Genomic DNA, 19,290 nt, shown 5'->3' with positions numbered 1-19,290 from the left:
CGGGATTTCCGTGCTAGGACACTGCCTTAGCAGAAGGTTTGACCCCATGGCCGCCCCCCTCAAAGCCGTTGACGGCACTGCCGATCGAACGAGCGAACTCTTGGCGCTGATGTCCGATCTCGCCACCCGAGCCCGCGCTGCCGCGCGTGTGCTGGCGCTGGCGCCGCCGGAGCAGAAGAACCGGGCGCTCGAGGCCATGGAGCGGGCGATCCGCGAGCACGCTCCAGCGATCCTTGCCGCCAATGCCGAGGACGTCGCCGAGGCCCGTGCCTCCGGCAACATGACCGCTTCCTTCATCGACCGCCTGACGCTGACGGCGGCGCGGATCGAGGGCATGGCCGAAGGGATCGCCATCGTGCGCGGCATTGCCGATCCCATCGGCGTCGTCACCGAGAGCTGGCAGCGGCCGAACGGCATGACGATCGAGCGCGTGCGCGTGCCGCTCGGCGTCGTCGGCGTGATCTTCGAGAGCCGGCCCAACGTCGCGGCCGACGCCGGAGTGCTGTGCCTGAAGTCCGGCAATGCCGTGATCCTGCGCGGCGGCTCCGACAGTTTCCGGTCGTGCCGCGCCATTCACGAATGCCTTGTGCAGGGCCTGCGCGAAGCTGGCCTGCCCGAAGCCGCGATCACGCTGGTCCCGACGCGCGACCGCGCCGCGGTCGGCATGATGCTGTCGGGGTTGAACGGCGCCATCGACGTGATCGTGCCGCGCGGGGGCAAGAGCCTCGTCGCACGCGTCGAGCAGGAGGCGCGCGTTCCCGTGTTCGCGCATCTCGAAGGCGTCAACCACGTCTATGTCGACGGCAGCGCCGACCTCGCCATGGCGAAGTCGATCGTGCTCAACGCCAAGATGCGACGCACCGGCGTCTGCGGCGCGGCCGAGACGTTGCTGGTCGATCGCGCCGCTGCCGGCAAGAACCTGAAGCCGCTGGTGGAGATGCTTCTCGATGCCGGCTGCGAGGTGCGCGGCGACGACGCCGTGCAGAAGACCGATGCGCGGGTCAAGCCTGCCAGCGAAGAGGATTGGGACACCGAATATCTCGACGCGATCATCGCGGCGAAGGTGGTCGACGGCGTCGACGGCGCGATCGCGCATATCCAGAACCACGGCTCGCATCACACCGATGCGATCGTGAGCGCGGACGAGCGTGCGGCGCAGAAGTTCCTGAACGAGGTCGATTCCGCGATCGTGCTCCACAACGCCTCGACGCAGTTCGCCGATGGCGGCGAGTTCGGCTTCGGCGCGGAGATCGGCATCGCCACCGGCCGCTTCCACGCCCGCGGCCCCGTCGGCGCCGAGCAGTTGACCAGCTTCAAATATCGCGTTCGCGGCACCGGGCAGACGCGGCCGTAGACGTCGCGAGGCGCGGACATTGAGCAACAACTTCGTCGTGCCGCGTTTCCCGGCGCAAGCAGTCCCGCCCCACACGCCGGGCATGCGCATCGGCCTGCTCGGCGGCTCGTTCAATCCGCCGCATCAGGCGCATCGCGCCATCAGCCGGTTCGCGTTGAAGCGATTGCAGCTCGATCGCGTGTGGTGGCTGGTCACGCCGGGCAATCCGCTCAAGGAGAACGGCACGCTGCACGAGCTCGGCGCACGTGTGCAGGCCGCGCGCGACGTCGCGAACGATCCGCGCATCGAGGTGAGCTGTCTCGAATCCGTCATTCACACGCGCTACACTATCGACACGATCAACATCTTGCGCCGCCGCTTTCCCGGCTTGCGCTTTGTCTGGATCATGGGCGCCGACAATCTGGCTCAATTCCATCGTTGGCAGGAGTGGCGCCGCATCGCCGCACTGGTGCCGATTGCAGTCATCGATCGCCCTCCGCAGAGTTTTCGCGCTCTCGGCTCGGTCGCCGCCCAGGCGTTATCGAGGTACCGGCTGCCGGAGAATAAGGCAGCACTGCTTGCGGATCGGCCGGCGCCGGCCTGGGTCTTCCTGACCGGATTGAAGCTGAATCTGTCCTCGACGGGCCTGCGGAACCCGGACGGGAGCTGGAAAGGTACGAAGTGAGACGAAGTGTGCGGGCTAGGGGCTCTCTGGCATATTGAAACCCTTAACCCCACATGATGTAGTGTAACCGGTGAGCGCCGGATTCGGCGTTCGCGATACAGTGAAAGGAATGGTCCCTGGCCACATCTGTATTGTCCAAGTCAGCTTCGACGAAGTCTGTTTTACCCAAGGTTGCCAAGCCAACGCGTAAGACTTCGACCCAAGCTGCGGCCTTGAAGGCGCAACCCGACGCCGACAAGACTCTGAGCCTGATCCTCTCCCGCCTCGAGGACATGAAGGCGGAAGAGACGGTCACCATCGACCTTCGCGGCAAATCGGCGTATTCCGACTACATGATCGTCACCACCGGCCGGGTGAACCGGCACGTCGGCGCGATCGCGGAAAACGTCACCAAGAGCCTCAAGGAAAACGGCATCAAGAACATCCATGTCGAGGGCTTGCCCAATTGCGACTGGGTGCTGATCGATTGCGGCGACGTGATCGTGCACGTGTTCAGACCCGAAGTCCGCGAGTTCTACAATCTCGAGAGATTGTACACGCAGGGCCCGGGGGCGGCGAAGGCGATCTAGGCTCGAAGGGCGATCCAGGCTCTTGGAGCCGATTTCGAATCGGCTGACGCGCATGCTAGCGTCGTGCGCGCGCTCATGGCGCGCGGTCTTGAAACGCGACCCTGAAGAAGATCATGCGTGTTGCCGTCATTGCGGTGGGCCGGCTGAAGCAAGGCCCCGAACGGGAACTTGCCGACCGCTATTTCGAGCGGTTCATGGAGACCGGCCGCAAGCTCGGATTTCGCGATCTGGCCGTTTATGAAGTTCCAGAAAGCCGTGCGCGCGACGCTGCGACGCGGATGGCCGAAGAGGCCGCGGCAATCAGCGCGCATATGCCGGAGAAATCGATCCTGGTGGCGCTGGACGAGCGGGGCCAGAATCTCGACTCCACCGTATTCGCACGGCATCTCGGGCGCTGGCGCGACGAGGGTGCCGGACATACTTTCTTCGTGATCGGAGGGGCGGACGGACTTTCGCCCGAATTGCGCCGTAAGGCCAAGCTCGCGATCGCGTTCGGCTCTGCGACCTGGCCGCACCAAATGGTCCGCGTCATGCTTCTGGAACAGCTTTATCGGGCCACCACCATTCTGGCCGGCCATCCCTATCACCGCGCGTGATGCGCGCCACAACGAGCACCTTTGCCGACACGATGCGAGCGCCGCTCCTCAACCTGTTGCTGATCGCCAACGTCGCCGGCGCAAGCCTCTTCGCCGAAGAAAGCCTCGCGCAAGCCCAGACGGCGACACCGGCTCCGCAGACCGCGGCGATCTCGCCCGATGCGATCAAGCAGCGCGAGCAGGAGCTGGAGGCCGCGCGTGCGAGGCAGAAGATCGCGGAAGAAGCGCAAGCCAAGCTCAAGGCCGAGATCGCCGCGCTCGGCCAGGACCGCACCCAGCTCAATCAGCAGCTGATCGAGACCGCCGCCAACGTGCGCACCGTGGAGACCAAGATCGACGAGACCGAAGCGCGACTGCGCGCGCTGAACGGCCGCGAGCAGCAGATGCGCGCCTCGCTCGATTCGCGCCGCGCCGACATCGTCGAGGTGCTGGCGGCCTTGCAGCGCGCCGGAAGGCGCACGCCGCCGGCGCTGCTGGTGCGGCCCGAAGACGCGCTGCATTCGCTGCGCACGGCGATGCTGCTCGGCGCCGTCGTGCCGGAATTGCGCGGCCGCGCCGAGAAGATCGCGGCCGAGCTCGGCGAGCTCGTGGCCCTGCGCAAGACCATCGCCACCGAGCGCGACCAGCTCGCCTCCGATCGCGACAAGGTCCGTAACGACCAGACCCGGCTCGCCGCCCTGGTCGACGAGCGGCAGCGCCAGCAGGCGGCGCGCGAGAAGGATCTGGACGCCGAGAGCTCGCGCGCCATCGCGCTGTCAAAGCAGGTCGGCGATCTCCAGGGGCTGATCGCCAAGATGGAGCAGGACCTGCAAAGCGCCGCCAAGGCTGCCGAGAAGGCCGCGGAGGCCGCAAGGCAGGCCGAGGCAAAGGCGGCCGCGAGCGCCAAGTCGGGACCCGGCGCTTTCAAGGACAAGTCCCGCACCACCCCGGCGATCGCCTTTGCCTCAGCCAAGGGCCTTTTGCCCCTCCCTGTTAACGGTAACAAGATCAGGGACTTTGGCGGTTCCGACGGAATCGGCGGGGTCCAGAAGGGCATTTCGCTGGCTACCAAGCCCGGCTCCCAGGTCACGACCCCGTGTGACGGCTGGGTGGTCTATGCCGGACCCTTCCGCAGCTATGGACAACTCTTGATCCTCAACGCCGGGGGCGGGTATCATGTCCTGATCGCCGGGATGGAGCGCATTTCGGTCAGCATCGGTCAGTTTGTGCTCACGGGGGAGCCAGTCGCGACCATGGGGTCGACATCTCAAGTCGCCTCCATTCTCGCCACGAACGCAAGTCAACCTGTGCTGTATGTCGAGTTCCGTAAAGACGGCACTCCAGTCGATCCAGGCCCATGGTGGGCCGCAAATGAAGGCGAGAAGGTTCGCGGATGATGCGCAAGACTTCAGTAATCCTCCTCAGCGCCGCCACCGGTGCAGCGCTGACGCTGTTCGTGACCCAGCCCCGCGCCGTGTTCATGGGCTCCAGCGCGCGAGCCGCCACCGCGGACACCTATCGCCAGCTCAATCTGTTCGGCGACGTCTTCGAGCGCGTGCGCTCCGACTATGTGGAGAAGCCCGACGACACCAAGCTGATCGAATCCGCCATCAGCGGCATGCTCACCGGCCTCGATCCGCATTCGAGCTACATGGACGCCAAGAGCTTCCGCGACATGCAGGTGCAGACGCGCGGTGAGTTCGGCGGCCTCGGCATCGAGGTCACGATGGAAGACGGCCTGATCAAGGTCGTCTCGCCGATCGACGACACGCCAGCCTCGCGCGCCGGCGTCATGGCCAACGACATCATCACCAATCTCGACGACGAGGCGGTGCAGGGCCTGACCCTGAACCAGGCGGTCGAGAAGATGCGCGGCCCGGTCAACACCAAGATCAAGCTCAAGATCATCCGCAAGGGCCAGGACAATCCGATCGACGTCACCCTGGTGCGCGACAACATCCGCGTCCGCTCCGTGCGCGCGCGCGTCGAGCAGGACGACATCGCCTATATCCGAATCACCACCTTCAACGAGCAGACCACCGAAGGCCTGAAGCGCGAGGTCTCCAACCTCACGAACCAGATCGGCGACAAGCTCAAGGGCTTCATCATCGACCTCCGCAACAATCCGGGCGGCCTGCTCGAGGAAGCGGTCACCGTCTCCGACTCGTTCCTCGAGAAGGGCGAGATCGTCTCGACCCGCGGCCGCAATGCCGAGGAAACCCAGCGCCGCACCGCGCATGCGGGCGACCTGACGAAGGGCAAGCCGGTCATCGTGCTGGTCAATGGCGGCTCGGCCTCGGCTTCGGAAATCGTCGCCGGCGCGCTGCAGGACCACAAGCGCGCGACGATCGTCGGCACGCGCTCGTTCGGCAAGGGCTCGGTGCAGACCATCATTCCGCTCGGAAGCGGCAACGGCGCGCTGCGGCTGACCACGGCGCGCTACTACACGCCGTCGGGCAAGTCGATCCAGGCCAAGGGCATCGTGCCCGACATCGAGGTGCTGCAGGACGTGCCGGACGAGCTGAAGTCGCGTACCGACACCAAGGGCGAGGCTTCGCTGCGCGGCCATCTGAAGAACGACGGCGACGAGAAGACCGGCTCGCAGTCCTACGTCCCGCCGGATGCCAAGGACGACAAGGCGCTCAAGCTCGCCGGCGACCTGCTCCACGGCATCAAGAACAGCGCCTCCGCCGCGCCCACGCCGGGCGGCGACAACAAGGCGACGACCGACAAGCCCAAAGCGGCGAACTAAGTCCGCGCGGTTTACGATCTGACGGAAAAGGGCGGCTCCCGGAGCCGCCCTTTTTGCTGGCAACTCCGATCCCCCGGCCTATCCCGGCCTGCCGCCGCTTGACCTCGGCGTGGTATCGTCGGCTGGAGTGATTCGGGATCTCGCATGACTGAAACGGCCGATGATCTGAGCGCGCCGCTCGGACAGGATAAGCCGCGCCGGAAACGCCGGCTGCGGCTGCCGTTCACGGCCATGCAGCTGCTTGCCGCCCTGCTCGGCCTGTTCCTCCTCACCTTTGCCGGCTTCGCCATCTTCAACAAGGATCCGCTCGGCGGCGAGCCGATGACCCGGCTCGCGATCCGCGCTCCCGATGCCGCGGACAAGGCGAGTGATGAGAAACCCTCCGCCGGCCACGGGCAGGACGGCAAGCAGGAAAGCAAGGAAGCCCCGAAGCAGGCCGCTCCCGGCGCGCAGAAGACCATCACCATGATCGACGGCTCCACCGGAGCCCGCCACGACGTGGTGATCGGCGCTGGCGAGGATGGTGACAAGGGTGGTGGTGCGGCTTCCGCATCGCCGCCCGTGATGGCCGGGATCAATCCGAAGCTGCTGGAGAAATCACGCTACGGCATGATTCCGGTGGCGGCCGACGGATTGAAGCCGTTCAACGTCTATGCGGCGGACGCCGACCGCGCCCAGGCCGCCAAGATGCCCGTGGTCGCGATCGTGATCGGCGGCCTCGGCGTCGGGGCCGCCAAGACCACCGATGCCATCATGAAGCTGCCGCCGGCGGTGACGCTGGCCTTCACGCCCTATGGCACCGACCCCGGCAAGCTCGCCGAGCGCGCCCGCGCGCAGCGCCACGAGATCTTCCTCCAGATCCCGATGGAGCCCTACGACTTCCCCGACAATGATCCGGGACCGCAGACGCTGCTGACCTCGCTCAGCCCCGACCAGAACATGGACCGCCTGTACTGGCACCTGAGCCGGATGCAGGGCTATGCCGGCCTGACGAATTTCATGGGCGCCCGCTTCATCGCAACGGAACCGGCGATGCAGCCGATCATCCGCGAGGCGGCCAAGCGCGGGCTCGGCTTCTTCGACGACGGCTCCTCGCCGCGCAGCATCGCGCTCCAGGCTGCGGCGAGCCAGTCCATGCCGTTCGGCAAGGGCGACATCGCGATCGACGTGGTTCCGACCTCGGCCGAGATCGACCGCGCCCTGAACAAGCTCGAATCGACCGCGCGCGAGCGCGGCATCGCTGTCGGCACGGCCTCCGCGCTGCCCGTCTCGATCGAGCGCATCGCCGCCTGGACCAGGACATTGGGCGACCGAGGTATCCTTTTGGTGCCATTGACAACCGCGATGCTGAAATCAAAATCCAGCTAAATCAACGAATTGGTACGGCACGTGTCCCCGCGGGGCCGCGTCGAGCCGCACCCAGGGCATGCGAGAGGTCTGGCGGAATGGCGCGTTACGAGGATCTGCCCTACCGGACCTGCGTCGGTGTGATGCTGATCAATCCAAAGGGACTGGTGTTCATCGGTCGCCGCGCCGGCGGCATCGAGCATGTCGACGACACCCATGTCTGGCAGATGCCGCAAGGCGGCGTCGATCCCGGCGAGGACACCTGGGAGGCGGCCAAGCGCGAGCTCTACGAGGAGACCAGCGTGCGCTCGGTCGAGCGGCTCGGCGAAGTCCCGGACTGGCTCACTTACGACATTCCACGCACGGTCGCGGGGCGCGCCTGGAAGGGCCGCTACCGCGGCCAGCGCCAGAAATGGTACGCGGTGCGCTTCACCGGCAAGGACAGCGAGATCAACGTCGAAAAGCCCGGCGGCGGCCACAAGGCCGAGTTCGTGAGCTGGCGCTGGGAGCCGATGAAGAATCTCCCCGGATTGATCATCCCGTTCAAGCGCCCGGTCTACGAGCGCGTGGTGAAGGAATTTTCCGCCCTGGCGGAGGAATAAAGGCCGTTGTCATTCCGGGTTCGGTGCTAATCCATCGCCGGGAACGACCACGAGAGATCCGCGCGTGACCAATGAAAAGCCCTACCGGCCCAACGTGGGCATTGCCCTGTTCAATGCCGATGGCCGTGTGCTGATCGGCCATCGCTTCAAGGGCGACGGGCCCGAGATCATCCTGCCGGGGCTCGACTGGCAGATGCCGCAGGGGGGCGTCGACGAGGGCGAGGATCTGCGCGATGCCGCGATGCGCGAACTCTGGGAGGAGACGAGCGTCGTCAGCGCCAGCTATCTCGGCGAGACCGGCTGGCTCACCTACGAATTCCCTCCTTACGACGGACCGCAGACACACCGGCTGGCGAAGTTCCGCGGCCAGCGCCAGAAATGGTTCGCGCTGCGCTTCACCGGCCGCGACGACGAGATCGATCCGCTGACGCCGCGCAACGGCCAGCCCGCGGAGTTCGACGCCTGGCGGTGGGAGCGTCTCGACCGTGTCGCCGATCTCGTGGTGCCGTTCCGGCGTGAGGTGTATGCCGCGGTGGCGCGAGAGTTTGCGGCCTTCGGAAACTGAAAGCTGCGAAAACAACCCCATGCACCGTAGCGAAGTGGCTGACCCGCCGAGATAAAATGGGCGGCAATGCCCAAGCATCGCAGCTCCGTCGCTCGTGCGACAAAATTCAGCGCCCGCCGCTTTCGCGACGAGCGCTGAACCTGTTCAGGAATTCCAGGCTCGAGCCCCGGAGCGGCTGCGCCGGGGCTTAGTGCATAGCCGTGGAGCTGAGCTGCTGCTGGATGCTCTTGAAGTGGTCGAGCCGAGCAATCGCGTTGTCCAGCTCGTCGCCTTCCTTTTCCTTCAGTCCCTCTTCCATCTCGGCGATGGTCTCGGCGAACTGCGCACGGTCGAGCTCGGCCAGCGACGTCGCGACGTTGGCGAGCACAGTCAGACCCTTTTCGGAGACTTCGGCGACGCCGCCGAGAACGATGATCTTCTCGTGCTTGCCGCCCGTGGTGATGGTGAGGATGCCGGGGCGGATCGCGGCCACGACCGGCGCATGTCCGGCCAGCACGCCGAAATCACCCTCGACGCCGGGGATGTCGACCTGATCGACCTCACCCGAAAAGGCGAGCTGCTCCGGAGAGACGAGATCGAAATGGAAGGTGGCCATGGGAAACCTGCGAATAGCGAGTGGCGAATAGCGAGTGGCGGTCGGGAGCAGCGGACTATTCGCTACTCCCCATTCGCCATTCGCCTCTTAAGCCGCTTCAGCGGCGAGCTTTTTGCCCTTCTCGACGGCTTCTTCGATGGTGCCGACCATGTAGAAGGCGGCTTCCGGCAGGTGGTCGTACTTGCCTTCCACCAAGCCCTTGAAGCCCTTGATGGTGTCGGCGAGGTCGACGAACTTGCCCGGCGAACCCGTGAAGATTTCGGCGACGTGGAACGGCTGCGACATGAATCGCTCGACCTTGCGGGCGCGCGCCACGGTCAGCTTGTCCTCTTCCGAAAGCTCGTCCATGCCGAGAATGGCGATGATGTCCTGGAGCGCCTTGTAGCGCTGCAGCACCTGCTGGACCTGACGGGCGACCGCGTAGTGCTCCTCGCCGACGACCAGCGGGGAGAGCATGCGCGAGGTCGAGTCGAGCGGGTCCACCGCCGGATAGATGCCCTTTTCGGCGATCGAGCGCGACAGCGTCGTGGTCGCGTCAAGATGCGCGAACGAGGTCGCCGGCGCCGGGTCGGTCAAGTCGTCGGCCGGAACGTAGATGGCCTGCACCGAGGTGATCGAGCCCTTCTGCGTGGTGGTGATGCGCTCCTGCAGCGCGCCCATGTCGGTGGCCAGCGTCGGCTGATAACCCACCGCCGAAGGAATACGGCCGAGCAGCGCCGACACTTCCGAGCCGGCCTGGGTGAAGCGGAAGATGTTGTCCACGAAGAACAGCACGTCCTGGCCCTTGTCGCGGAAGTCTTCCGCGATGGTGAGACCCGTGAGCGCGACGCGGGCGCGGGCGCCCGGCGGCTCGTTCATCTGGCCGAACACCAGCGCGCACTTCGACTTCACGCTCGGATCCGGATTGTGCGGATCGGCGTTGACCTTGGACTCGATGAACTCGTGATAGAGGTCGTTGCCCTCGCGGGTACGCTCGCCGACGCCGGCGAACACGGAGTAGCCGCCGTGCGCCTTCGCGACGTTGTTGATCAGCTCCTGAATCAGCACGGTCTTGCCGACGCCGGCGCCGCCGAACAGGCCGATCTTGCCGCCCTTCGCATAGGGAGCAAGAAGATCGACGACCTTGATGCCGGTGACGAGAATTTCGGCTTCGGTCGACTGGTCGGTGTAGGACGGCGCCTCCTGGTGGATGGCGCGCAGGCCTTCCGACTTGACGGGACCTGCTTCGTCGATCGGCTCGCCGATGACGTTGATGATGCGGCCGAGCGTGCCTTCGCCGACGGGAACGCGGATCGGCGCGCCGGTGTCGGTCACTTCCTGGCCGCGGACCAGACCTTCGGTGGTGTCCATCGCGATCGTGCGCACGGTGGATTCACCGAGATGCTGGGCGACTTCGAGCACCAGGCGGTTGCCGCCGTTCTTGGTCTCGAGCGCATTGAGAATGGCCGGGAGGTGGCCTTCGAACTGCACGTCGACGACGGCGCCGATGACCTGGGTGACGCGACCGACCTGGGCTGCCATTGAATGTCTCCTTCGATCCGAACTTCTAAACCTCGGTCAGCTTGACCGGGATGTTGCGTATGATGGGTGCCGATGCGCCTTGATCAGACGGCCTCGGCGCCCGAGATGATTTCGATCAGTTCCTTGGTGATCTGCGCCTGACGCGTACGGTTGTAGACCAGCGTCTGCTTGCGGATCATTTCGCCGGCGTTGCGCGTCGCGTTGTCCATCGCGCTCATCTGTGCGCCGTAGAACGAAGCGTTGTTCTCGAGCAGCGCGCGAAAGATCTGGACCGCGAGGTTGCGGGGCAACAGGCGGGCGAGGATCTCGTCCTCTTCCGGCTCGTATTCGTAAGACGTCGTGTTCGCGGCGGCGCCCTCCTCGACGACCAGCGGGATGACCTGCTGGGCGGTCGGGACCTGCGCGATGACCGACTTGAAGCGCGCGTAGAACAGCGTGCAGACGTCGAACTCGCCATTCTCGAAGCGCGCCAATACCTTCCTGGCGATCTCCTCGGCGTTGACGAAGCCGATCTGGCGGACGCTGCGCAGGTCGAGATGCTCGACGATCTGCTTGTCGAACTGGCGGCGCAGCTGCTCGTAGCCCTTGCGGCCGACGCAGAAGAACTTCACGTCCTTGCCCTGCGCCATCAGCGCCAGGGCGCGCTCGCGGGCGAGACGCACGATCGAGGAGTTGAAGGCGCCGGACAGGCCGCGCTCGCCGGTGCAGACCAGCAGCAGGTGAACCTGGTCCTTGCCGGTGCCGGCCAGCAGCACCGGCGCGCCGGGCGAGCCGACCGCGGCGCTGGCGATGTTCGAGATCACCGCGCTCATCTTGTCGGCATAGGGACGCGCCGCTTCCGCGGCGGTCTGCGCGCGGCGCAGCTTGGAGGCCGCGACCATCTGCATGGCCTTGGTGATCTTTTGCGTCGCCTTGGTGGAGGCGATGCGGACGCGCATGTCTTTAAGTGACGCCATTCTTCGTTCACCCCGGCGGTTCGACGCCTATTGATCGAGCCGCTAGCCTATCCCAGTCGTCATGCCCGGGCTTGTCCCGGGCATCCACCTGCCGCCTCACACGTCGATTGACGTGGATGGCCGGGACTTCAGTTGCGAAGACGCGCCTCGCGCTTCAGCCCGGCCGTGACGGTTCTCTCTTACGCGAAGCTCTTCGCAAAACCCTCGACCACCGACTTCAGCTTGGCAGCGGTGTCGTCGGTGAGGTCGCGGGTGTCGCGGATCGAGTTGAGAATATCGACGTTCTTGCCGCGCAGCAGCGAGAGCAGACCGTCCTCGAACGCGCGCACCTTGTTGAGCGGGAGCGGATCGAGATAGCCGTTGGTGCCGGCCCAGATCACGCAGACCTGCTCTTCCATCTTCAGCGGCGCGAACTGCGGCTGCTTCAGCAGCTCGGTGAGACGCGAGCCGCGGTTGAGCAGGCGCTGAGTCGAGGCGTCGAGGTCGGAGCCGAACTGCGCGAACGCCGCCATTTCGCGGTATTGCGCCAGCTCGCCCTTGATCTTGCCGGCGACCTTCTTGGTGGCCTTGGTCTGCGCCGAGGAGCCGACGCGCGACACCGACAGACCGACGTTCACGGCAGGACGGATGCCCTGGAAGAACAGGTCGGTTTCCAGGAAGATCTGGCCGTCGGTGATCGAGATGACGTTGGTCGGAATGTAGGCCGACACGTCGTTGGCCTGGGTTTCGATGACCGGCAGCGCGGTCAGCGAGCCGGAGCCCTGGTCCTTGTTCAGCTTCGCCGCGCGCTCGAGCAGGCGGGAGTGCAGATAGAACACGTCGCCCGGATAGGCCTCGCGACCCGGCGGGCGGCGCAGCAGCAGCGACATCTGGCGGTAGGCGACGGCCTGCTTGGACAGATCGTCATAGATGATGACGGCGTGCATGCCGTTGTCGCGGAAGTACTCGCCCATGGTGCAGCCGGTGAACGGCGCGATGTACTGCATCGGCGCCGGATCCGAGGCGGTGGCGGCGACGACGATCGAGTATTCGAGCGCGCCCTGCTCTTCCAGCACCTTCACGAACTGGGCGACGGTCGAACGCTTCTGGCCGACCGCGACATAGACGCAGTACAGCTTGATGTTCTCGTCGGGCTGCGCGTTGAGCGGCTTCTGGTTCAGGATGGTGTCGAGCGCGATCGCGGTCTTGCCGGTCTGACGGTCGCCGATGATCAGCTCGCGCTGGCCGCGGCCGATCGGGATCAGGGCGTCGATCGCCTTGAGGCCGGTCGCCATCGGCTCGTTCACCGATTTGCGCGGAATGATGCCGGGCGCCTTGACGTCGACGCGCATGCGCTTCTCGGCCTGGATCGGACCCTTGCCGTCGATCGGGTTACCCAGCGCGTCGACGACGCGGCCGAGCAGACCCTTGCCGACCGGCGCGTCCACGATGGCGCGGGTGCGCTTGACGGTCTGGCCTTCCTTGATCTCGCGGTCGGCACCGAAGATGACGACACCGACGTTGTCGGTTTCGAGGTTCAGCGCCATGCCGCGGGTGCCGTTCTCGAACTCGACCATTTCACCGGCCTGGACGTTGTCCAGACCGTAGACGCGGGCGATACCGTCGCCGACGGACAGCACCTGTCCGACTTCGGAGACTTCAGCTTCCTGGCCGAAATTCTTGATCTGGTCCTTGAGGATCGCGGAAATTTCCGCGGCGCGGATGTCCATCAGCCTGCCTCTTTCATCGCGTGCTTGATCGAATTGAGTTTGGTGCGAAGCGAACCATCCACCATGCGGCTGCCCACCTTGACGACGAGGCCACCGATGATCGAGGGATCGACCTTCACGTTCAGCGCGACGTCCTTGCCGGTCACCGACTTCAGGGCGGCCTTGAGGGCGTCGAGATTCTTGTCAGAGAGCGCTTCCGCGACGGTCACATCCGCCGTCGCCTCGCCCTTGAACTTGGCGACCAGGGCGCGATAGGCGCGGATGACGTCGGCCACCACGAACAGACGACGGTTCGCGGTCAGCACCTTGAGGAAGTTGGCGGCAATGCCGGCGATACCGGCCTTGGCCAGCACGGCCGACAGGGCTCGCGACTGGGCGTCGGCCGCGAACACCGGGCTGCGGACGAGGCGATTGAGATCGGCGCTCTCGGTCAGCAGGGCCTCGAATTTATCGAGATCGGCCTTGACCTCGTCGACCGCTTTCTGGTCGCGGGCCAGTTCAAACAAGGCCGTTGCATAACGGCCCGACACACCGGAAACGGACGTATCTTCTGCTGCCACAGACGCGCTCTTTTTGCTGTCAAACTCGCAAGGGAAAAACCGTCGCCACGAAGCGGCGCCTAGCGATCCAAGCCCTTGGAATTCAAGCGGGACTTCGATTTTCGACCAACACGGGAGGTGCCGGGTCGTTAAAATCGCGGCTTTGCTAACATAGCAGCCACGCAGGTGCAACATGACGCCAAACTAAAGGCACGAGCTTCTGTCGCCAGTTCGTCGCAGAAGGCGATCCCAGAGGGGCCCAGTGACGCATTGAGGCCGATGACATCCCACCCCGCGGAATGAAACGAGCCTGCCGCCCGCCTCTCCCTTGGTTCCTGCTTTCAGCGCATAGCCGCCATGAACACGGATCGCAGAGGCGTGAATCCGACGTCGTCGGTTCCACTCGCCGAATACTTACCCAATTCTAAACAATCAGAGCGATGACTTCGTTCTACAGTAATTTGAAGTAATCAACTGGTTAATAGATCATTAAAGCGCAAGATTACGGAACATCAGCCCAATATCGGGTTCGGGTCACAAGATGTTTCAAGACGACACATAGCGGATTTACTGCCCAATTCACGCCTCATTAGGAATCGAAACGCCAACCCGCTCACAAACTGATGGGAGCTTCACTAGCCACATGTGTGGCAATACTAGCTTAGGGACCACTAAATGCTGTCTTTGAAGTCGCTGGGCCTTGTGACCCGGCCGCGTACGGCGATCGCGTTCGTAGCCGCAACTCTCCTCGTCGGTGGAACCGCCACCGAAGCCGCCGCCAAATCCCGGCATCACCGTCACCATCACCGCCACCACGCCCAAACCGATACCAACGCGACCTCCGATTGGCGCAACGCCAATGCGTCGATGACGCCGACCTCCGGCACGGGCCGCAGCTTCTCCGGCATGGCTTCCTTTTACGGCAACGAGTCCGGCAGCCGGACCGCGTCGGGCCAGCGCTTCAACCAGAACGCCATGACCGCGGCGCACCGCTCTCTGCCGTTCGGTACCAAGCTGCGCGTCACCCATGGCGGCCAGAGCGTCGTCGTCACCATCAACGACCGCGGCCCGTTCATTCGCGGCCGCGTGCTCGACCTCTCCACGGGCGCCGCCCGTGCCATCGGCCTCACCAGCCGCGGCGTCGGCCGCGTCACCGCGGAAGTCATCTAAGGCGTCGACGCGCCCTCTCACACGCGCAGTTTTCATCAGTTTGGTGCGCGCATGAAACAAGCCCGCGGTCTTGGGGGACCGCGGGCTTTTTTACGTTCTGTCATTCCGGGGCGATGCGCAGCATCGAGCCCGGAATCCACCAGGCGGCGAAGTCTGCGGTGAATTGGATTCCGGGCTCGCGCTTCGCGCGCCCCGGAATGACGGCGGAGAATGAGGCCGCGACCGCGACCTACAAAAAGCTCTGGGGATCGACGTCGACTTCGAGCTTGAGATTGCCTGATGGCTTCGGGCAGACCGCAAGCCAGCTGCGCAGATAATCCGACAGATCAAAACCGCGCGCCGATTTCAGCAGGATGCGGAAGCGATAGCGGCCCTTGATGACGGCGAGCGGCGCTTCTGCTGGCCCCAGCACGACGACGCGTTCGTCGCGCGGCGCCAGCGCGACGAGCTTGCGGCCAAAACCTTCCGCGCTTGGGCGGTCGCCCGCGGAGATGATCAGGCTCGCGAGCCGTCCGAACGGCGGATAGAGCGTCTTCTCGCGCAGATCGATCTCGCTGTCGTAGAAGGCCTCGCGGTCGCAGGCGATCAGCGCCTTCATCACGGGATGATCGGGCTGGTGGGTCTGGAGATAGCCCACGCCGCGGCCCTGCTCGCGGCCGGCGCGGCCGATCACCTGGTTGAGCAATTGCCAGGTGCGCTCCGCCGCGCGCGGATCGCCGTTGCTGAGGCCGAGATCCGCATCGACCACGCCGACCAGATTGAGCCGGGGAAAGTTGTGGCCCTTTGCCACGAGCTGCGTGCCGATGATGATGTCGACACGGCCCTCCGCAATCTCGGCGAGTTCTGACCGCATCGTCTCGATCGAGGTGATGAGGTCGCTCGACAGCACCATGGTGCGCGCCTCCGGGAACAGCGCGGCCGCCTCCTCCTGCAGGCGCTCGACGCCGGGGCCGACGGCCACCAGCGATTCCTCCGCCGAACAGTTCGGGCAGATGTGCGGACGCGGCATCGAGAAGCCGCAATGGTGACAGACGAGGCGCTGGCGAAAGCGATGATCGACCAGCCAGGCATCGCAGATGGTGCAGGCGAAGCGATGGCCGCAGGCACGGCACAAGGTCAGCGGCGCGTAGCCGCGTCGGTTGAGGAACAAGAGCGCCTGCTCGCGCCGCTCGATCGCGGTCCTGATCTCGCCGGCAAGCCGCGGCGAGATGAAGCGGCCGCGCGCGGGCGGTTCGCGGCGCAGGTCAATCGCCTCGATATGCGGCATGTGCTGGCCACCGAAGCGCGAGGGCAGCGCGATACGCTGGTAGCGCTTCTTGCGCGCATTGACCTCGGACTCCACCGAAGGCGTCGCGGAGGCCAGCACGACCGGGATCCTGGCGATGTGCGCGCGCACCACCGCCATGTCGCGGGCGTGATAATGCACGCCGTCGTCCTGCTTGTAGGCCTGGTCGTGCTCCTCATCGACCACGATGAGGCCGAGATCGGCGTAAGGCAGGAACAGCGCCGAGCGCGCACCGACCACGACCGGCGCGGTGCCATTGGAGATCGCCGCCCAATTGCGTGCGCGCGTGCGCGGCGTCAATTCAGAATGCCATTCGATCGGCCGCACGCCAAAGCGCTGCGCGAAGCGATCGAGGAACTGGCCGGTCAGCGCGATCTCCGGCATCAGGATCAGCGACTGTTTTCCACGGCGGATGGTTTCCGCAACGGCCTCGAAATACACCTCGGTCTTGCCCGAGCCGGTGACGCCGTCGAGCAGCGCGACGTGGAAGGTGCCGTTGGTCGCGAGCGCGCGCATCGCATCCACACCGGCACGCTGCAGCGGCGAGAAATCCGGCCGGCCGAAATCCGGATCGGGCGCCGGAGGGGGCGGAGGCGGCGGCATCGGCTCGACCGTCAGCGTGCCTTCATCGACGAGGCCGTCGATCACGCCGGCCGAAACGCCCGCTTCCTTGGCCGCCTCCGACTTGCCGTGCAGCAGCCGGTCCGACAGCACCGCGATCACCCGCTGCCGGGCCGGCGTCAGGCGCTTCGGGGGCTCGCCGACCAGGCGCACGCCGGCGCGCACCCGCTCCGGGCCGAGATTCTCGCCCATGCGCAGGCACATGCGCAGCACCATGCCGCGCGGGCTCAGCGTGTAATTGGCGACCCAATCCACCACCGACCGCAGCTCGGGCTTGAGCGGCGGGATGTCGAGCTTCTCGCTGACCTCCTTCAGGCGATTATGCAGGCGCGGATCCGGATTGGCGTTTTCGCCCCAGACCACCGCGAGCACCTCGCGGGGCCCGAGCGGCACCCCGACGAGATCGCCCGCCTTCAGCTCCATCCCGCGCGGCACCTTGTAGGAGTAGGCCTGGTCGAGCGCGACCGGCACCAGCACGTCGACCATGCGGGTCGCGTTGGCGGGGGCGGCGTTGCTGCGCGACGAATGATCCATGAGGGGAGAATCGGAACCGGGGTCTTCAAGGCTAGCGCCACGGGCCGGCCTTAGCGAACGATAAACGAGTGTGATGCGATATACTGTGCGGAATCACCACGTCCAGAGCGCATGAGCAAAGCAGCCGTCCCACAGATCGAGCTCGCCAGCGCCGATCCCTCGATCGCGCAGGAGATGGCGCGCTGGCTGTCGCATCTCGGCGCCGAGCGGCGGCTGTCGCCGAAGACGCTGGAGGCCTATGGCCGCGACTTGCGGCAGTGCCTGGATTTCCTCAGCAATCATTGGGGCGAGCGCGTCACGCTGGCGCGCTTCGCGGCGCTGGAAGCCACCGATATCCGCGCCTTCATGGCGATGCGCAGGGCCGACGACATTGCCGGCCGCAGCCTGATGCGCGCGCTGGCGGGCCTGCGCTCGTTCGGCCGCTTCCTCGAGCGCGAGGGCAAGGGCAAGGTCGGTGCACTCTCCGCGATCCGTGCGCCAAAGGTTGCGAAGAGCCTGCCGAAGCCGTTGCCGATGGCCTCGGCCAAACGGCTGGCCGACGCCGACGAGCGCGCCGGCGAGGACCGCGAGACCTGGATTCTCGCGCGCGACGCGGCGGTGATGGCGCTGCTGTACGGGTCGGGCCTGCGCATCTCCGAAGCGCTCGGCCTGAAGCGCCGCGAGGTGCCGCGCCCCGGCGAAGGCGATGTGCTGGTTGTCACAGGAAAAGGCAACAAGACCCGGATGGTGCCGGTGCTCCAGAACGTGCTCGCGCTGATTCAGGAGTACGTCGCGATGTGCCCCTATCCGCTGCCGGCGGAGGGGCCGATCTTCGTCGGCGCGCGCGGCGGCCCCTTGAACCCGCGCATCATCCAGCTCGCGATGGAGCGGCTGCGCGGCGCACTCGGCCTGCCCGACAGCGCCACGCCGCACGCACTCCGCCATTCCTTCGCCACGCATCTGCTCTCGCGCGGCGGCGACTTGCGCGCCATCCAGGAGTTGCTCGGCCATTCCTCGCTCTCGACCACGCAGGTCTACACCGGCATCGATTCCGAGCGGCTGCTGGAAGTGTACGCGAGCGCGCATCCGCGGCGCTGACACACTCTCGTCATAGCTCGCGTGCCTCTTGCGCGGCAGCCGCGGTTCGGTCAATCGTTGCGGAACCGACCAAGAGGGGAATCATGGGCGCACACGAAAGCATGGAGCACGCCGAGCACGCCGAGCACGCGTCCGGCTCGAACAAGAAGATCGCGCTGCTGATCGCGGTGCTGGCGCTGTTCCTGGCGATCTCGGAGACGCTCGGCAAGGGCGCCCAGACCGAATCGATCAGCAAGAACGTCGAGGCCGCCAATCTCTGGGCGTTCTTCCAGGCCAAGAGCATCCGCCGCACCGTGGTGATCACTGCGGCCGAGCAGGGCAAGCTGACGCTGGGCTCGCTGGCCGATGACGCCGCCATGAAGCCGGCCGTGCAGAAGCAGATCGACGACTGGACCAAGACCGCACAGCGCTACCGCTCCGAGCCGGAGACCGGCGAAGGTACCGAGCAGCTCGCCGACAAGGCCAAGCACGCCGAGCACGATCGCGACGAGGCGACCGCGAAATACCACCATTTCGAGCTGGCCTCAGCCGCCTTCCAGATCGGCATCGTGCTGGCCTCGGCCACCATCATCACGGGCATGCTCGCACTCGCCTATGTCAGCGGCGTGCTGACGATCGCCGGCCTCGTCATGACCGCCCTCGGCCTGTGGTGGCCGCATCTGCTGCATTTGCATTGAGGCGTTGAGGCGCGCGCAGGAGCCACACCAACGGTGTCATGCCCCGGCTCGACCGGGGCATCCAGTATTCCAGAGGCAGCGAGATTCATCACGACGGCCGCGGCGTACTGGGCGGATTCAACCGTTCGTCGCAACACTTCAGCGAAGGAGGTTGCGATGGCGAGTTTTGTGCGAGCAG

Annotated in this window: 18 protein-coding genes; 12 read left to right on the top strand and 6 right to left on the bottom strand. The window is 65.6% G+C overall.

Features of this window, described 5'->3' with window-relative positions:
- Nucleotides 1-46: 46 nt before the first annotated feature.
- The 9 genes from AX729_RS34780 to AX729_RS34740 all read left to right on the top strand — a co-directional run bounded on the left by AX729_RS34780 (nucleotide 47) and on the right by AX729_RS34740 (nucleotide 8,428).
- A complete protein-coding gene (locus tag AX729_RS34780) occupies nucleotides 47-1,354 on the top strand; it encodes a glutamate-5-semialdehyde dehydrogenase (RefSeq protein WP_061028918.1) in 1,308 nt (435 codons plus the stop codon).
- A 19-nt stretch (nucleotides 1,355-1,373) separates the two neighbouring features.
- A complete protein-coding gene (locus AX729_RS34775) occupies nucleotides 1,374-2,018 on the top strand; it encodes a nicotinate-nucleotide adenylyltransferase (RefSeq protein WP_061028917.1) in 645 nt (214 codons plus the stop codon).
- A gap of 212 nt (nucleotides 2,019-2,230) precedes the next feature.
- Nucleotides 2,231-2,587, top strand: a complete 357-nt coding sequence (gene rsfS / locus AX729_RS34770) for a ribosome silencing factor (RefSeq protein WP_061028915.1) — start codon at nucleotides 2,231-2,233, stop codon at nucleotides 2,585-2,587.
- A gap of 113 nt (nucleotides 2,588-2,700) precedes the next feature.
- Nucleotides 2,701-3,183 carry a 23S rRNA (pseudouridine(1915)-N(3))-methyltransferase RlmH gene (gene rlmH / locus AX729_RS34765; RefSeq protein WP_061028913.1) on the top strand — a complete coding sequence of 161 codons (483 nt, stop codon included), beginning with the start codon at nucleotides 2,701-2,703 and terminating at the stop codon, nucleotides 3,181-3,183.
- A gap of 32 nt (nucleotides 3,184-3,215) precedes the next feature.
- Complete coding sequence (locus tag AX729_RS34760) at nucleotides 3,216-4,559, top strand: murein hydrolase activator EnvC family protein (protein WP_061028991.1); 1,344 nt, start codon at nucleotides 3,216-3,218, stop codon at nucleotides 4,557-4,559.
- Entirely contained in the window at nucleotides 4,556-5,914 is a 1,359-nt protein-coding gene (locus AX729_RS34755) for a S41 family peptidase (RefSeq protein ID WP_061028911.1), read from the top strand. The genes AX729_RS34760 and AX729_RS34755 overlap by 4 nt, the downstream gene beginning before the upstream one ends.
- 144 nt (nucleotides 5,915-6,058) lie before the next feature.
- A complete protein-coding gene (locus tag AX729_RS34750; RefSeq protein WP_061028909.1) occupies nucleotides 6,059-7,282 on the top strand; it encodes a divergent polysaccharide deacetylase family protein in 1,224 nt (407 codons plus the stop codon).
- Nucleotides 7,283-7,359: 77 nt separating this feature from the next.
- The gene (locus tag AX729_RS34745) at nucleotides 7,360-7,863 is read left to right on the top strand and encodes an RNA pyrophosphohydrolase (protein WP_061028907.1); all 504 of its coding nucleotides are present in this window, start codon (nucleotides 7,360-7,362) and stop codon (nucleotides 7,861-7,863) included.
- A gap of 64 nt (nucleotides 7,864-7,927) precedes the next feature.
- Entirely contained in the window at nucleotides 7,928-8,428 is a 501-nt protein-coding gene (locus tag AX729_RS34740; protein WP_061028905.1) for an RNA pyrophosphohydrolase, read from the top strand.
- A 187-nt stretch (nucleotides 8,429-8,615) separates the two neighbouring features.
- On the opposite strand, the gene AX729_RS34735 is transcribed toward AX729_RS34740, so the two are convergent.
- The 5 genes from AX729_RS34735 to AX729_RS34715 all read right to left on the bottom strand — a co-directional run bounded on the left by AX729_RS34735 (nucleotide 8,616) and on the right by AX729_RS34715 (nucleotide 13,769).
- Nucleotides 8,616-9,023, bottom strand: a complete 408-nt coding sequence (locus AX729_RS34735) for a F0F1 ATP synthase subunit epsilon (protein ID WP_061028903.1) — start codon at nucleotides 9,021-9,023, stop codon at nucleotides 8,616-8,618.
- An 87-nt stretch (nucleotides 9,024-9,110) separates the two neighbouring features.
- Complete coding sequence (gene atpD, locus AX729_RS34730; protein ID WP_061028901.1) at nucleotides 9,111-10,544, bottom strand: F0F1 ATP synthase subunit beta; 1,434 nt, start codon at nucleotides 10,542-10,544, stop codon at nucleotides 9,111-9,113.
- Between the two features lie 83 nt (nucleotides 10,545-10,627).
- Nucleotides 10,628-11,500 (bottom strand): F0F1 ATP synthase subunit gamma, encoded by an 873-nt coding sequence (locus tag AX729_RS34725; protein ID WP_061028899.1) that lies wholly within the window; start codon nucleotides 11,498-11,500, stop codon nucleotides 10,628-10,630.
- Nucleotides 11,501-11,679: 179 nt separating this feature from the next.
- The gene (gene atpA / locus AX729_RS34720; protein ID WP_061028897.1) at nucleotides 11,680-13,209 is read right to left on the bottom strand and encodes a F0F1 ATP synthase subunit alpha; all 1,530 of its coding nucleotides are present in this window, start codon (nucleotides 13,207-13,209) and stop codon (nucleotides 11,680-11,682) included.
- Nucleotides 13,209-13,769: a F0F1 ATP synthase subunit delta gene (locus tag AX729_RS34715; RefSeq protein WP_061028896.1), complete on the bottom strand. Its 561-nt coding sequence runs from the start codon at nucleotides 13,767-13,769 to the stop codon at nucleotides 13,209-13,211. The genes atpA and AX729_RS34715 overlap by 1 nt, the downstream gene beginning before the upstream one ends.
- Before the next feature lie 654 nt (nucleotides 13,770-14,423).
- On the opposite strand from AX729_RS34715, the gene AX729_RS34710 reads away from it, so the two are divergent.
- Nucleotides 14,424-14,918: a septal ring lytic transglycosylase RlpA family protein gene (locus tag AX729_RS34710; RefSeq protein WP_061028894.1), complete on the top strand. Its 495-nt coding sequence runs from the start codon at nucleotides 14,424-14,426 to the stop codon at nucleotides 14,916-14,918.
- Between the two features lie 229 nt (nucleotides 14,919-15,147).
- Here the strand turns inward: AX729_RS34710 and AX729_RS34705 are convergent, their stop codons facing one another.
- Nucleotides 15,148-17,358, bottom strand: a complete 2,211-nt coding sequence (locus AX729_RS34705; RefSeq protein ID WP_061028892.1) for a primosomal protein N' — start codon at nucleotides 17,356-17,358, stop codon at nucleotides 15,148-15,150.
- A gap of 111 nt (nucleotides 17,359-17,469) precedes the next feature.
- On the opposite strand from AX729_RS34705, the gene AX729_RS34700 reads away from it, so the two are divergent.
- Nucleotides 17,470-18,435 carry a tyrosine recombinase XerC gene (locus AX729_RS34700; RefSeq protein ID WP_061028889.1) on the top strand — a complete coding sequence of 322 codons (966 nt, stop codon included), beginning with the start codon at nucleotides 17,470-17,472 and terminating at the stop codon, nucleotides 18,433-18,435.
- Nucleotides 18,436-18,518: 83 nt separating this feature from the next.
- On the top strand, nucleotides 18,519-19,112 hold the full coding sequence (locus tag AX729_RS34695) for a DUF4337 domain-containing protein (protein ID WP_061028887.1): 594 nt from the start codon (nucleotides 18,519-18,521) through the stop codon (nucleotides 19,110-19,112).
- The last annotated feature ends 178 nt before the right edge of the window (nucleotides 19,113-19,290 follow it).

The sequence above is a fragment of the Bradyrhizobium sp. CCH5-F6 genome (genome assembly GCF_001556045.1).
Taxonomy (GTDB): Bacteria; Pseudomonadota; Alphaproteobacteria; order Rhizobiales; family Xanthobacteraceae; genus Bradyrhizobium.
Note: the sequence above shows the minus strand (reverse complement) of the source record. Positions and strands in the feature narration are given on the sequence as shown.